Source organism: Leifsonia sp. Root1293, from assembly GCF_001425325.1.
Classification (GTDB): Bacteria; Actinomycetota; Actinomycetes; order Actinomycetales; family Microbacteriaceae; genus Orlajensenia.
Map to the genome: position 1 here is coordinate 690,158 of NZ_LMEH01000002.1, position 15,257 is coordinate 705,414.

The window sequence follows — 15,257 nt, forward strand, 5'->3', positions numbered from 1 at the left end:
CCGCCTCGAGCACGTCGGGACTGTCAGCAGCCCGAGCTGACAGAAAGGCGATCCACACGTGGCCAGACGGGTGTCATCACCGCCGGTCATCGGGGGCTACAGCTACGTGCGTCCTCTCGGATCCGGCGGTTTCGCCGACGTCTTCCTGTACGAGCAGGACATGCCCCGCCGCGTCTCCGCGGTCAAGGTGCTCTTCGCCGATGCCCTGAACCCCGAGGTGCGCCGCGCCTTCAACGTCGAGGCCGACATCATGGCCAAGCTCTCGGCCCATCCCGCCATCGTCACCATCTACCAGGCCTCCATCTCCGCCGACGGGCGGCCCTACTTCGCCATGGAGTACTGCCCCGACACCATGAGCGCGCGCTACAAGAAGGAGCCGCTCGACATCGTCGAGGTGCTCGACACCGGAGTGCGCATCGCCGGGGCGCTCGAGACCGCGCACCGGGCCGGCCTGCTCCACCGGGACATCAAGCCGTCGAACGTGCTCATCAACGCCCTCGGCTCGCCCGTCCTGGCCGACTTCGGCATCGCGGCCGCGGTCTCGGCCGACGACGGGGTGCCCGAGATCTTCGCCATGTCCATCCCGTGGAGCGCGCCCGAGGTGCTGCAGGAGCGGGTGTCGGGCTCTGTCCCGAGCGAGATCTGGAGCCTCGGCGCCACCCTGTACACGCTGCTCGCCGGTCGCAGTCCGTTCGAGGCGTCGACCCGCGAGAAGAACACCCGAGAACAGCTGGTGCGCCGTATCACGGCCGCGCGCTACACGGCCCTGCCTGTCGACGGCCTGCCCCCGCGCATCGACGAGATCCTCTCGAAGGCCATGCACCGCGACCCGGCCAAGCGTTTCGCATCGATGGCCGAGTTCGCCGAGCAGCTGCGCTGGGCCCAGTACGAGCTCGGCATCCCGTCGACCTCCTTCGACGTCGCCAGCCCCGAGTGGGCGGCCGCGTCCCCCATCCGCTTCAAGGACACCCGCCAGCGCGGTCCCGTCGTCACCACGGTGGAGAAGAACTCGCGCCGTGCCGCTCGCGCCATGCAGCAGGGCGACGGCGGGGTCGTCGATCGCGACGGCATCCCCGTTGCGGCAGCCCAGCCGTCCGCACTGCGCGCCGGCCTGGTCGGCGCGGGCATCGGTGCCGGCCTCCTCGCCGTCGCCGGAGTCGCGGCCCTGTTCATCACCGGAGCGCTGTGATGAGCACCCCTCGCACGACGCGTCGTCCGGCGCGCTCCGCGATCATCGCCGCCGTGTCGTCGATCGCCGTGCTCGGCGTCGTGGTCACCCTGGCCGTCACGGCGGAGGGCTACGAGGCCACAGAGGTTCCCCGGGTCGAGTCGTCGGTCTGGGTCACCCGCGACTCCGGGCTGTACGCACGAGTGAACACAGACCTCGCCGAGATCGACACGGTGCGGGCCGTCGACGACCCGAACGAGGTCGTGCAGGCCGGCGCGGCCAGCTCGGTCTACAGCCAGGGCCTCCGCCAGCGCTGGCCGATCGATGCCGCGAACCCGATCGATCTCGTGGAGGCGGACGACGCCGAGGCCGAGGTGGATGCTCCGGCCAGCGCCGCCGAGAGCACTCCGGCTGGCACCCGTGAGGTCGTCTCCGCCGGGTCCCACGTGCTCTACCGCACCGACACGGGCCAGGTGTACCTCGGCGGCGTCGGCACCGACGCGAGCGTGACTCCCATCGATCCGCTCGCCGAGGAGGCGGCATCCGCCGCCCCCACCGAGGGTCCGGCCGATGGAGGGGACGGTGCCGACGGCGATGCTGAACCTGCGACCTACGTCGCCGACGCGGTCTCGGTCTCGCCGGCCGGTCTCGTGGCGTTGTACTCGGCCGAAGAGCAGGCCGTGCGCAGCTACGACGCGACGACGGGCAGCTTCCTCGGGTCGCCCGTCGAGTTGGCATCTGCGCCGGAGGCCGACGCGGCCGTCGCCCTCAGCGTCGTCGGCGACGGCTGGGTGCTGCTCTCGGGCGGCCGTGCCTGGATCTCCGACCGCGACGCTCCCGTCGACGTCGATGTCGACGACGCGGCGCTCCTCCAGTCCGGAAGCGACGACGGGAGCTCCGCCCTGATCGCCGACGGCAACGGCCTCGTCGAACTCGATCTCGAGCGCGCGACCTCCAGGCGTATCGCCCAGGCGTCGGGAACGCCGGCGCAACCCGTCGTCGTGGGCGACGACGCCCACGCAGCCTGGGTCGGCACGTCGGTCGGGGCCATCTGGTCGCGCTCGACGGGCGAGACCACGCCCCTCACGATCCCCGACGACGCCCTCGACAACGCCGAGGCCGTCAACCCCGTCATCCGTTCCAACGGCGATCGGGCGGTGCTCAACGAGACCACGTCGGGCCTGCTCTGGACCCTGCCGGATGGGGAGGCCATCCCGCGCGACGAGTGGTCGGTCGACGAGGACGACGACGAGCAGGAGGGCGCGATCGTCGTGGACGACGTGGCCGAGCCCGAGCCCCCGGTGGCCGTCGACGACGCCTTCGGCGTGCGCAGCGGACAGCTCGTGCTGCTGCCGGTGCTCCTGAACGATCACGACCCGAACAAGAAGGACGTCCTGACGATCGATCCTGCCTCGGTCACGGGGCTGAGCGACGAGGGCTTCGGTGCCGTCTCGGTCGTGGCGTCGGGCCAGTCGCTCGCCGTGCGCGTGAAGGCGGGCGAAGGCGAGACGTCGTTCCAGTACGCCGTGACCGACGGCACCGCGACCTCGAAGCCGGCGACGGTCACCCTCAGCGTCAAGGCACCCGAGGAGCAGACCGCCCCCGCGTGGTGCGGCGTCGAGGCGTGCCAGCAGGACTGGCCGACCCCGCAGGTGCTGCCCGGAGGCACCGTCATCGTCCCCGTGCTGAACGCCTGGGTCGACCCGGAGGGTGATCCCGTCATCCTCTCGGATGCCCGCACCGTCGACTCAGAGGCTCCGGTGACCGTGGTGCCCATGGCCGACGGCCGGGTGGCCGTACGCCACTCGGACCCGAACGGCGCCGACGGAGTCGTCGACGTGCTGGTCACCGTGACCGACGCAGGCGGCGCCAGCGCCGAGAAGACCCTCTCCGTCGTCGTGACCGGCTCCCCGACCCTCGAGGCCGCGCCAGTCGCCGTCACGGCAGCGGTCGATGAGACCGTCTCGGTGGCCGTCGCCGACCATGTGACCGGTGGATCGGGATCGTTCCGGCTGGTCGACGCCGTCGCCTCCTCGACCTCGGAGCAGGGTCTCATCGTCTCCCCGAACGCCGCGGCCGGCGAGATCGAACTGAGCGCATCGGAGCCGGGCCAGTACGTCGTCACCTACTCCGTCGTCGACACGGTCTCGCAGTCCGAGCAGTCGGCCATCGTGCGCCTGACCGTGGTCGGCGAGGGCGTACCCCTGGCGATGGCACCGCTCACGGCCTTCGTGCGTGCCGGCGAGGACACCTCGGTCGACGTCTTCGGCGCCGTGTCGAACACGACCGGTCGCGTGCTCGTGCTGTCGTCGGCCGAGAGCACGGATGCCGCCCTCAACGTCGGCGTCGTCGACTCTGCCCAGCTGCGGGTCAGCGGCTCGACCCCCGACGGTCTGCCCGGTCTCATCGGACGGGCGAACGTCACGGTGGCCGATGGCGCTGGAGCCGCGGTGACCGGCTCCGTCGCCGTCTTCCTGGCCCCCAGCGTCTCGGCGGTGTCACCGATCGCCCTTCCCGACGCGGTCACAGTGCGGGCCGGAGCGCTCGTGCGCATCCCGGTGACGGCGAACGATGTGAGTCCGCGCGGCGCCAGACTCGTCGTCAGCCCCGAGGTGGCGGGCTCCGGCACTGCCGGCGAGCTGGCATTCGCGGCCGGTGACAGCGTGCGCTACCTCGCGCCGTCGCAGGCGGGCACCTACAACATCGGCTACTCGGTCGCGCTCGAGTCCGACCCGTCGCGCACCGACAACACCACCATCACCGTGACGGTGCTGCCGCCCGGCGCCAACCGTGCTCCGAAGCCGCAGGCGCTCAGCGCCCGCGTGCTCACCGGGCAGAGCGTCTCGATCAGGGTGCCCTCCTACGGTGTGGACCCCGACGGCGATGCCGTGATCCTGGTCGGCACCGAGCAGCCGCCCGTCAACTCCGGCACCGCATCGGTCTCGGCCGAGGGCAACGCCATCGTCTACACCGCTCCGGGTTCGGCGGTGCCGGGCGGCCAGCTGAGCTTCGGCTACACCGTGCGCGACTCCAACGGTGCCGAGGCATCGGGCGTCGTGCGAGTGGGCGTGCTCGACTCCGAGCTGGCTGACACCGCTCCGGTCACCTTCAGCGACTTCGCCCGCGTCCAGAGCGGCGCCGCGACTCCCGTGCGCATCCAGCCCCTCGACAACGACCGCGACCCCGCCCAGGGCGAGCTCGAACTGATCGCACTCGAGCCGAACGCCCCGGCCGGAACCAGCGAGTACGACAGGCTCGAGCGCCTGATCGACTCCAAGACGTCGATCGCCGACGGACGCGTGCTCCTGAACGCCGGCGAAGTGACGGGCACGAACTCCTACGTCTACACCGTGCGCTCCGATGCATCGTCGAGCACGGCACAGGGACTCATCGTCGTCGCCGTGAGCGACGAGGTCGGCGCCGACAACCCGATCGTCAGCGACACGGTGCTGACGGCACGGACCCGGGGCGACCTGTCGACTTCGGGCGTCGACGTGCTCTCGGGCAAGGTCACGTGGTCTTCGGGAGACGTCTCGGGGCTGAAACTTCGCCTCTGGGGCGACAGGGCGCAATCGCGCTACGAGGTCGACGGATGGCGCATCACCGGCTCGCTGCCCGCCAAGGGCGATCTCGTTCCCTTCCAGGTGACGGCCACGGATGCGGCAGGCGACGTCGTCGTCTCCTACGGATTCCTGCGCATCCCCGCCTTCGACAACATGCGCGTTCAGCTGAAGTCGGCCATCGACCCGGTGCAAGTCGATGAGGAGAAGTCGGCCACGATCGACGTCCGCGACCTCGTCGACCTGCCGGCATCCGACGACGTGCAACTGCGCGACGGCGCGTTCACCACCCAGCGCCCTGCTGCCACCTGCACGGCGAGCGGCAAGGACGACGCCGTGTACTCCGCAGGCCGCGAGGCGCCCTGGATCGACTCCTGCCTCGTGCCGCTGCGCATCGACGGGCAGTCGACCTGGTCGTACGTCGTGGTGCCCGTCGCCATCAGGCCGAAGAACCCGCAGGCCATCCTGTCGGCGCTCTCGCGCACGATCGCGCCGGCCGCATCCGAGACCGTCGCGCTCTACGACTCCATGACCACCTGGGAGGGCGACCGCGAGGGCGACAGGTCGAAGCTCGACTACAGCGTGGCCTACGACGGAGCCTCCTTCGTCATGACGCAGAACGGGGCCGAGGTCTCGTTCGAGGCGAGGGCGGATGCACGTCCGGGAACCCGCGAGACGGCGACGGTGTCGGTGTCGGCCTTCGGCGGCCTGAGCGCGGCGATCACGCTGGTGGTCGGGGTCGCCCCGGTCGACGCTCCGCGCGGTGCCAACTTCACCGAGAAGTGCACGGTGAGCGCGGGCACCTGCTCGGTCCCCGTCGTGGGTGTCTCGGGGGAGTACGACCCGTTCTCGGGCAAGACGGGCGCGGGCCTGAAGCTCGTGAGCATCGGCTCGGGCGGCGGGGTGGCCTGCGATGTGGCCACTGTCGCGGCATCCGGTGACACCGCGGTCAGTGCCGTCTTCCCCTCGGGACAGGATGCCTTCGGCGGGGAGTGCGTGGTGCCGTTCACCGTGGCCGACGCCCAAGGACGCACGGGAACCGGACAACTCACGATCGACGTGCAGGGCTATCCCCAGCGGCCGTCGTCCATCTCGACCCGGTCGTACACGGGCTCGAGCGTGACGCTCGACGTGGCGCTCGGCGAAGCGGCGAGGGCGCATCCGGAGCTCACGGGTGTCGCCGTCTACAGCGGCGGGCGCCAGCAGTCCGCCGACTGCTCGCCCTCGGTGGCCGGCGTCTACTCCTGCACGATCTCGGGCCTGGCCAACGGTGAGAAGCACGACTACACGGCGCGGGCGGTCAATGCCGTCGGCGAATCGGGCGACACCTCCTCGGTCACGACGTGGGCATATGAGGCTCCACGCATCGGCGATGCATCGGCGGTTCCCGTCTACGTCGACGGCCGCACGGCACCGAACAACGCCGTCGTCGAGTTGACGGTGGCCTCCTCGGACGACACCCAGGCGTTCCGGATTCTCGAGCGCGATCAGACCATCAACCGTTCGGGCAGGACGACCACGGAACGCCTCGACCTGGCTCCAGGAACCCAGGTGCTGACGATCGTGCCCATCAGCCGGTTCCAGCCCCCGATCTCGGGCTCGACCGACGGAGCATCCGTCGTCGTCACCGTCGAAGGCGCCGGGAGCCCGATCATCACCAACGGCGTGACCGCGTCGGCGGCGACGAACTCCTCGCTCACCGTCGGCGGAGCAGATGTCAACGCCAATGGAAGCGCCAAGCCGGTCGAGCGCCTCTACGTCGCGTGGCGCAACGGCGGGGAGCCGCAGTGCCGGGTGAACGGCAAGGGCGGATCGCTCTCCATCTCCGGCGGCGAGGTGCAGGGTGCCGGCCCGACGCTGGCCGGGCTGGCCGAGTTCGAGGTCTACCAGGTCAAGGCCTGCGTCAGCAACGGCTTCGGTGTCGCCTCCTCGAGTTCGACCCAGGTGCTCACCTTCGTGGCGGTCGACGCGCCGTCCGGCGACAACACCTACGCCGTCGCGACCACACCCGAGGGCGGCGACCTGAACTACAGCTACGGGCTCGAGCGCGGGCCGTCGCTCCAGGCTCGCCGAGGCTTCGAGATGCAGTACTACCTCTACGGCCAGTGGCGGGACGAGTTCTCCCTCTCCGACGACGGCGGGCCCGGCACAGTGAAGGCGCGGGAGTGCCGAAAGAACTTCGGGCTGTACTGCTCGGGCGAGACCGGCATCTCGGGCAATGTGCCGACGACGGTCTCGGTGGAGTTCGACGATCCGAACAACCAGGACGACGGCTGCTGGGTCGACACCACGAACCCGGGCGACCTCGTGTCGGTCTCCGCCGCAGCGCGTGGTTCCTACGCCGTGTCCGGCTTCACCTTCTCCGCCGACAGGTTGCAGGCCGACTTCACCGTGACGTTCACGGGCTCGTTCGCGCCGCTGCAGGGGATCACCCACACCGTTCCCATCTGCGCTCCGCCGCCACCGCCGGATCCGACCCCGGAGCCGACGCCGACCGAGACGCCCCCGGCCGAACCAGTCACCCCGTGACGACTCGCTGCAGGCAGCCCTACTTCCCCAGCATCCTTCGAGAGGACCCAACAGCATGACGATCGCCCCCGAGCAGGCCGCCTGGTTCACCGACACGTTCTCGCTGCTCGCCGACAACGTCGAGCAGGCCATCCTGGGCAAGCGCCACGTGGTCGAACTGGTGCTGGCGACAGCCATCAGCGAGGGGCACGTGCTGCTCGAGGACTTCCCCGGCACGGGCAAGACCGCCCTGGCGCGCGCCATCGGCCAGACCATCACCGGAACGAACTCGCGCATCCAGTTCACGCCGGACCTGCTGCCAGGCGACATCACGGGCATCACGGTCTACGACCAGAAGAAGGGCGAGTTCGAGTTCCACGCCGGCCCGATCTTCGCCAACATCGTGCTCGCCGACGAGATCAACCGCGCCAGCCCGAAGACGCAGTCGGCGCTGTTGGAGGTCATGGAGGAGGGCAACGTGACCATCGACGGCGTCACCCGTGCCGTCGGAGATCCCTTCCTCGTCCTGGCGACGCAGAACCCGATCGAACAGGGCGGCACCTACCGTCTGCCCGAGGCGCAGCTCGACCGCTTCATGATCAAGACCAGCATCGGCTACCCGGATGAGGCCGCGACCCTCCGCATCCTGCAGGGTGTCTCCCAGCCGAAGGGCGAGCTGACCGGCATCGTCTCGCCCGACACACTGGTGACCATGACCGACATGTCGCGCAGCGTCTACGTCAACCCGCTGATCTCCGACTACATCATGCGCATCGTCGACGCCACGCGTCGGGCCACCGAGGTGCGCCTCGGCGTGAGCGTGCGTGGAGCCATCTCCCTGTCGAAGCTGGTGATGACCTGGGCGGCTGCCCACGGCCGCACCTTCGTCACCCCCGACGACGTGCGCGATCTCGCCATCCCCGCATTCAGCCACCGCCTCGTGCTCGAGCCGGAGGCGGAGTTCGACGGCGTCACCGCTGCCGCCGTGATCGGGCAGATCCTGCTCGACGTCACCCCGCCGCGTGAGAATGGGGCTGCGTGAGCTCTCCGACCGAATCCCGCATCAGCCGAACCTCGGCTGCGACGGGAACCCGCACGCGTGCAGCGACGGTCACGCGCTACGCCGAGACCCGGCGCGGCGCCGTGGCCGGCGCGGTGTTCGGCGTGCGTCGGGCGACGCGGGTCGGCGCGAGCGCGCTGCGGCGTGCGGTGGAGTGGACCCGTGAGACCGTCTCGCCGGCGGGGCTGGTGCTGGTCGTCGCCGTCATCGGCGGTGTCATCGCGGGGGCTGGCTTCGGCTGGGTCGAGGCCTGGGTGGTCGCAGCGATCGCGGCCCTGCTGCTGCTGGCCTGCGTGCCGTTCCTGCTCGGCGCCCACGACTACAGGCTCCAGCTGGTGCTCGAGCGCGACAGGGTCGTCGCAGGCAGCACGGTCGCCGGTCACCTCGACCTGGTGAACCGTGGCGAGAGGGCGTCGCTGCCCGGCGTCGTCGACATCCCCGTCGGGCGCGGGCTCGTCGAGGTGCACGTTCCGCTCCTGCGCGCCGGCGCCCAGCACCGCGAGAAGCTGACCATCGGGGCCGAGCGTCGCGGCGTCATCGACGTGGGTCCGATGACGATCTCGCGCGGCGACCCCCTCGGCATCCTGCACCGTGACATGAGCTGGCCCGACGTGCAGAGGGTCTTCGTCCATCCCGTCACCGTGGCCATTCCGAGCACCAGCGCCGGTCTCATCCGCGACCTCGAGGGAACACCGACGAGCGACCTGACCGACTCGGACCTGTCCTTCCACGCCGTGCGCGACTACGTCATCGGCGACTCGCAGCGGCACGTGCACTGGAAGGCGACGGCCCGCACGGGCAAGCTGATGGTGCGTCAGTTCGAGGAGTCGCGGCACGCTCGCATCGCCATCCTGCTCGATCTCGACACGGCCGAGTTCGAGACCGACGACGAGTTCGAGATGGCCGTGAGCGCTGCCTCGTCGCTCGGCCTCAACGGGGTACGCGAGGGCCGCGACGTGCTCGTCGCGGTGAGTGCCCCGATTCCCGAGTTCTCTCGCGATGCCGTCATGAGCATCAACACCGTTCCGACGCAGACCCCGAAGGCCATGCTCGACGGCATGGCCGCCATCGAGTCCCGCGCCAACGTGATGCGACTCGAGGCCGTCACGGCCCTCACCGCCCAGAGCTTCCCCGATCTGTCGATCGCCTTCCTCGTGACCGGATCACGGATGCCGCTGACGCGCATGCGCCAGGCCGCCATCACCCTGCCGGCCCGCATCCGCACCGTCGCCGTGCGCTGCGAGCCCGGGGCCGAACCCAGCATCCGCACGGCCCGCGAGATCACCGTGATCACGATCGGTGCCCTCGACGACCTGACCAAACTCCTCGCCAGAGGAGCCATCCGATGAGCCGGCGTCTCGCGGCTCGGGAGCGCCGCACCGACCGCGCCATCGAGCTGTGGGGTCTCGGCTACCTCGTGCTCGGCGTCGTGCTCGCCACCGTCGCCGCCTGGCCGGTGTACCAGTCCTGGCGCGTCGTGCTCGTGGCCGTCGTGGGCGCCGTCATCGGCGGAGGGATCGCCCTGCTGGCGCGTCGCCTCGCCTGGCGCGGCATCACCGGCGCCCTGCTCACCGCGCTCGTCGCTGTCGCCGCGTACGCCGTCGTCGTGGTGCCCGTCGCCATTCCCTCAGCGGTCACCGGCATCCCCGGCATCGCCCGCGGCATCCGGGACGGCATCGTCGGAGTCGTCGTGGGCTGGAAGCAGCTGCTCACCCTCGACCTTCCGCTCGGCGAGTACCAGGCGGTGCTCGTTCCCTTCCTGATCGTGACCCTCGTGGGCACCCTCCTCGGCACGATCCTCGTCCTGCGTGACGACCGATGGACACCGCTGGCCGCCCTGCCCGTCGTCGCCATGGTGCTGTTCGGGGTGGCCTTCGGCTCGAGCGAGACCAGCCCGGCCGCCGACCTGTTCGGCATCGAACTGCCTGCTCCGCGCGAACTGCTCCTCGCCGTGCTCACCCTGCTCCTCACCGTCGGCTGGCTGCTCGGCCGATCGAGGCTGGTGCGGGCCAGGGCTCTGGCCCGAGCCCGCGGCGGGACCATCAGCGGCGGCGGAGGGTCGGTCTGGATCGCCGTGCGCCGCAACGCCCTGGCCGTCGGCCTGATCGTCGTCGCGCTGGTCGGCGGAATCGCCGTCGCCCCGGCCGCGGCCCAGCTCGCCGATCGCGACGCGCTGCGCGACGGAATCGACCCCGGCATCGTCGTGCAGAAGCAGCCCAGCCCGCTGAGCGACTATCGCGGCTGGTTCGGCGTCGACTCCTTCGACACCGAGCTGTTCCGGGTCTCCGGCGACGTCGAGCGCGTCGGCAGGGTTCCGCTCGCCGTGCTGGACGACTACGACGGCGAGACCGTGCATGTCGCATCCGACACCCGATTCTCCCGCCTGCCGCGATCGGCCGGAGCCGGCGACGACCGCATCGACCTCGGAGTGCGGATCGGGGAGGGATACAGCGGGGTCTGGGTGCTCTCGCCGTCTGCTCTCGCCGCCGCACCGGACTTCGCCGGTCCGCGCGCCGAGGCCCTCGACGACGGGTTCGCCATCGCCGCCGATGGAGGGGGAGCCGTGGACGTGGCCCCGGCCGGTGATGACTTCGGACTCGTTCCCGGGGACTCGTACACCCTGACGGCCGATGAGCAGAAGGCGCCGGCGGACTTCGACTCGGCCACGGGGGCCGCGACCGGGCTGGACCCTGACGAGTACCCGGCACTGCTGGAGTGGGCGTCGCTGCAGGAACTGCCGCGAACCGGCGCCGGACTGGCCGAGATCATCGACAGACTGCGTGCCCGTGGCTACCTGAGCCACGCCCTGCTCGACGATGCCGACTCCACCAGCTGGATCGAGGCGTTGAAGGCCGACGGCCGCTACAGCTTCATCTCGAGCTACGCCGGGCATTCCCGAGCGCGCATCGAGACCCTCTTCACCTCGCTGGTCGACCAGCAGCGCCGGGCCGGTGAGAAGGCCAAGGATGCGACGCTGGTCGCGGCGATCGGCGACGACGAGCAGTTCTCCGTCGCCGCCGCCCTGCTGGCCCGTGAGTGGGGATTCCAGTCGCGCGTGGTCGTCGGCATCCGCCTGCCGGCCGCAGAGGAGGTGCCCGGCATCCCGGTGTGCACCGAGGTGTGCACGGGCTCGCAGATGAGCGCCTGGGTGGAGGTGCGCGATCCACGCGGGGGCTGGGTGCCGTTCGACGTCACGCCGCAGTTTGCCAAGGCCCCGACAGCCATCACCGAGGGCGAGCAGCTGCCCGAGAACCCGACGGTTCCCGACGACGCTCAGAGCGAGGCCGTCGACCCGCCGCAGGCGCAGAGCGACGCGAGCGACGCCGACGTGGTTCCGACGGGGGACGACGCCGGGACCGCTGCTGGATTCTGGCCCGTCGTCCGCGGTGTCGCCATCGGAGCGCTGGCACTCCTGCTCCTGCTGCTCCCTGTCGCGGCCATCGTGCTGGCCAAGGTGCTGCGGCGCCGGTTCCGCCGTGGGGCCAGCGACCCCGAGGTGCGGATCGTCGGCGCCTGGGAGGAACTCGTCGACGCCTACTCCGACGCCGACGTGCCGTTCGACAGGCTGCCGAGCCGGCTGCTGCTCGCCAGGTCGGCCGGTCGTGCAGCGGCCGGGCAGCTGGCCAGAGAGGTCGACAGGGCCGTCTTCTCGGAGCATCCGCCCAGCACTGCCGACGCCGATTCCGCCTGGAGCATCGTCGACGACGAGCGTCAGACCCTGCGTGCCGGCTCGTCGTTCTGGAAGCGCCTCGGCACAGCCCTCACCCTGCGATCGTTCATCGCTCGCATCCGCACCTCGAACCGGCCCATCACAGTGCCTCTCAGCATGCGCAAGGAGATCGCTCCATGAGTACAGCCACGTCGGATCCGTCGACGGTCATCGGAGCGCTCGTCGCGATGGTCGTGGTCTTCTCCCTGATCGGCATCGCCGTCTACGTGTGGGACGCCCTCGCCCTCTCCCGGCTGTTCCAGCGTCTCGGGGGCGAGTCGTGGAAGGGATGGGTTCCCGTCCTCAACACTGCCGAGGTGTACTCCCGCGGTGGTGTTCCGGCCTGGTCGGTGGTCTTCCTCTTCATCCCGATCGTGAACCTCTACGGCATCTACCTGTTCGTCATCGCCACGCACAGGATCAACGTGCTGTTCGGGCGAGGTGCGGGCAGCACGGTGCTCGCCGTGCTCCTGCGTCCGCTCTGGGCGACTCTGCTCGCCTGGGGCAGCACGTCCCCTGACCCCGAGCGCGGGCGGATGCAGTCGGTACCGACGCTCAGCGAGCGGGTGGGCCCGCTCCTGGAGCCGGCGGCTGCCCCTCGCGACGCCTCGGGTTACGCGATCCCGCCCCGGGTGCCCGCCTCCGATGCCGGTGCCTCCTCATCCGCTGCGGTCGCCGCCGCCTCCGTGGTCCCGGTCGCCGCCCCGGCAGCCGAGCAGGCACCGGACCTGCCGCCGGTCGCACCACTGTCGATCGCCGAGACCATGGGACAGCCCGCTGCGAGAGCCGGCGCCGGCTCGCTCGCCGCGTCGGATTCCGTGCAGCAGGCCGCGACGGATGCGGCTCCGGCGGTCGACGCGACCAACCCGTGGGCACCCCGTGAGCAGGCAGCCGCGGCCCCGCTCGACGCCCCGCGCACGGCTCCGCCCGCCGTCTCTCCAGCCGCCCCTCCCGTCGTTCCTCGCACCGAGGAGCCGGCCGCGTCGGGTCCGTCGGCACCGCCGGTGATCGCCTCGCCGCCGGTGTTCTTCGAGCCTGTTCCGGCGACTGCGCCACCTGTCGTGCCGGTCAGCCCGCTGCCCGTCGTCGCTCAGCCGGTGACTCCGCCGGTCGCACCAGCGGCTCCGGCCCCGCTCGCCGCGGCCTCTGGTCCTGCGGCACGGGCTGTCGTCGCCCCTCCCTCGGTTCCGGCCGAGGCTCCACTCTTCACGCCGCCCGTCCTCGACGACGCCTCCGACGACGATGACGACTTCGGCCACTACGACACCGTCATCACCGCCGGGCGTCCTCCTGCTGCCCACCCTGCCGAGGCGGACGACGACCTCGAGGCGACGGTCGTGGTGGATCGCCGACCCCGCGTGCGCTGGCGCCTCGCCCTCGAGAACGGCACGCAGCTCGACCTCACCTCTCCGCGCGTTGTGCTCGGACGCAACCCCGTGGCCGCCGACCCCGGGGAACAGGCCCTCGCCGTGCCCGACCAGACGCGGACCCTCTCGAAGACCCACGCCAGGCTCATCCTGGACGACGGCGAGTGGACGGTGACCGACCTCGGATCGACCAACGGAGTGCTCCTCTACGACGAGCACGGCGGCGAGGTGCTCGTCGACCCCGGCGTCGCCGTCTCCGTCGCCGACGGGTTCGTGCTCGGCAAGGTGTCCATGCGTGTGACCTTCGTGGAGGAGACCCGGTGACGGCATCAGTTCAGCGCGTGGTGGTGAACGTGGCGGCAGTCACGGACCGCGGGCAGAAGCGCCAGGCCAACGAGGACTCGGTTCTCGCCCGGCAGCCCATCTTCCTGGTGGCAGACGGCATGGGCGGCTACGACGCCGGCGATCTGGCGAGCCAGGCCGTCGTCGCGGCCTTCCGGGAATTCGTGACCGGTGACGAGGTCACCACTCTCGACGAGGTGCGCGACGCCCTCGGCGCGGCCGATGACGCTGTCGACACGGTCTCGGCAGGCACGAGGCGTGGCGCCGGCAGCACCGTGGCCGGCATCGCGATCGTCGAGCACGACGGCAGGCCGCATTGGCTGGTGTTCAACGTCGGCGACTCCAGGGTCTACCGCCACGTCGGCAGCGAGCTGGAGCAGATCACCGTGGACCACTCGCTGGGCCAGGAACTGGTGGACCAAGGGCGGATGCGCCAGGACGAGCTCGCGACCTTCGAGAAGCGCAACGTGATCACCCGTGCCATCGGTGCACCCGACAGCACCGCCGACAGCTGGCTGATGCCGGTGACGAACGGGGAACGGCTGTTGATCTGCTCCGACGGACTCACCTCCGAGGTGAACGACGAGGCGATCCGCGCGACGCTCACCATGAGTGGGGGACCGGACTCTGCGGCAGAGGCCCTCGTGCAGCGCGCCAACCGGGCCGGCGGTCGCGACAACATCACCGTCATCGTGCTCGACGTCGTCTCTGGGGGTGCGACGGGCGAGCCCACGGACACCACCGGCGCCAGGCTCACCGGAAGCGGCCTCACCGACTCCATGATCGACGACACCACGATCCCCGTGCGATCGGGCGTGTGAGCGTGTCAGGCGCCAACGAGCACGACGCACCGGTCCTCGCCGATGAGGACGAGCGCACCGTGATCGTGGATCGCGGTGACGATGAGGATGAGCGCACCGTGATCGTGGATCGCGGTGACGACGAGGACGAGCGCACCGTGATCGTGGATCGCGGTGACGACGAGGATGAGCGCACCGTGGTCGTGGATCGCGGTGACGACGAGGATGAGCGCACCGTCATCGTCGATCGGGCAGACGACGGGTCGCCTGGGTCCCCTGACGACGGTGCCGACGACGGCACCGCTGTCGTCGACCGCCAGCAGTCCTCCCTCGACGACGGGACCTTCGTCGTCGACAGGGCAGCGCATGACCTCGAGCAGCCGCTCTTCCGTCCGCCGGCCCCGGCGCGCGAGAAGACGCCGCTCGTGCGTCGAGGCCGTCGTGCGCTCAGGCCGGCACCACTCGACCCCGCCCTGGTACGCACCTCCATCGAAGCACCGGGCCCCGGCGCCGTCGCACCCTATGGTCCACGCGCTCTGCCGACTCCAGCGGCTCCGCCGGCTCAGCTCGCCCCGACGGCAGCGGCCACCCGCGTCGTCGACGGCAGCCTGCTGTCGGTCGAGGGGGAGGCCAGACGGATGAGCCTCATCGCCGTCGGTGCCGTCGTCGCGGCATCCGCGATCTCGGTGGCAGGACTGGCGACGCTCGCGATCCTGCTGGCGGGCTGAGGTCGCTCGAGCGTC

The 15,257-nt window shown here is 70.7% G+C and carries 8 protein-coding genes; all 8 read left to right on the forward strand.

The genetic code is table 11. The annotated features are described in order from the left end of the window. Positions 1-58 precede the first annotated feature (58 nt). The 8 genes from ASC59_RS15090 to ASC59_RS15125 are packed head-to-tail and all read left to right on the forward strand — an operon-like array spanning position 59 to position 15,242. The gene (locus ASC59_RS15090; RefSeq protein ID WP_055824633.1) at positions 59-1,189 is read left to right on the forward strand and encodes a serine/threonine-protein kinase; all 1,131 of its coding nucleotides are present in this window, start codon (positions 59-61) and stop codon (positions 1,187-1,189) included. Continuing rightward, positions 1,189-7,257 (forward strand): Ig-like domain-containing protein, encoded by a 6,069-nt coding sequence (locus tag ASC59_RS15095; RefSeq protein WP_055824635.1) that lies wholly within the window; start codon positions 1,189-1,191, stop codon positions 7,255-7,257. The genes ASC59_RS15090 and ASC59_RS15095 overlap by 1 nt, the downstream gene beginning before the upstream one ends. A 55-nt stretch (positions 7,258-7,312) precedes the next feature. Beyond that, positions 7,313-8,278, forward strand: coding sequence for an AAA family ATPase (locus ASC59_RS15100; protein ID WP_055824636.1), 966 nt, complete (start codon positions 7,313-7,315; stop codon positions 8,276-8,278). Next, positions 8,275-9,645 carry a DUF58 domain-containing protein gene (locus tag ASC59_RS15105; protein WP_055824637.1) on the forward strand — a complete coding sequence of 457 codons (1,371 nt, stop codon included), beginning with the start codon at positions 8,275-8,277 and terminating at the stop codon, positions 9,643-9,645. Before ASC59_RS15100 ends, ASC59_RS15105 begins: the two co-directional genes overlap by 4 nt. After that, positions 9,642-12,146, forward strand: coding sequence for a transglutaminase-like domain-containing protein (locus tag ASC59_RS15110; protein WP_055824639.1), 2,505 nt, complete (start codon positions 9,642-9,644; stop codon positions 12,144-12,146). The genes ASC59_RS15105 and ASC59_RS15110 overlap by 4 nt, the downstream gene beginning before the upstream one ends. After that, a complete protein-coding gene (locus ASC59_RS15115; RefSeq protein WP_055824641.1) occupies positions 12,143-13,696 on the forward strand; it encodes a DUF5684 domain-containing protein in 1,554 nt (517 codons plus the stop codon). The genes ASC59_RS15110 and ASC59_RS15115 overlap by 4 nt, the downstream gene beginning before the upstream one ends. Then, positions 13,693-14,535 carry a PP2C family protein-serine/threonine phosphatase gene (locus tag ASC59_RS15120; RefSeq protein WP_055824643.1) on the forward strand — a complete coding sequence of 281 codons (843 nt, stop codon included), beginning with the start codon at positions 13,693-13,695 and terminating at the stop codon, positions 14,533-14,535. Before ASC59_RS15115 ends, ASC59_RS15120 begins: the two co-directional genes overlap by 4 nt. Further along, positions 14,532-15,242: a hypothetical protein gene (locus tag ASC59_RS15125; protein WP_157488168.1), complete on the forward strand. Its 711-nt coding sequence runs from the start codon at positions 14,532-14,534 to the stop codon at positions 15,240-15,242. Before ASC59_RS15120 ends, ASC59_RS15125 begins: the two co-directional genes overlap by 4 nt. Positions 15,243-15,257 lie beyond the last annotated feature (15 nt).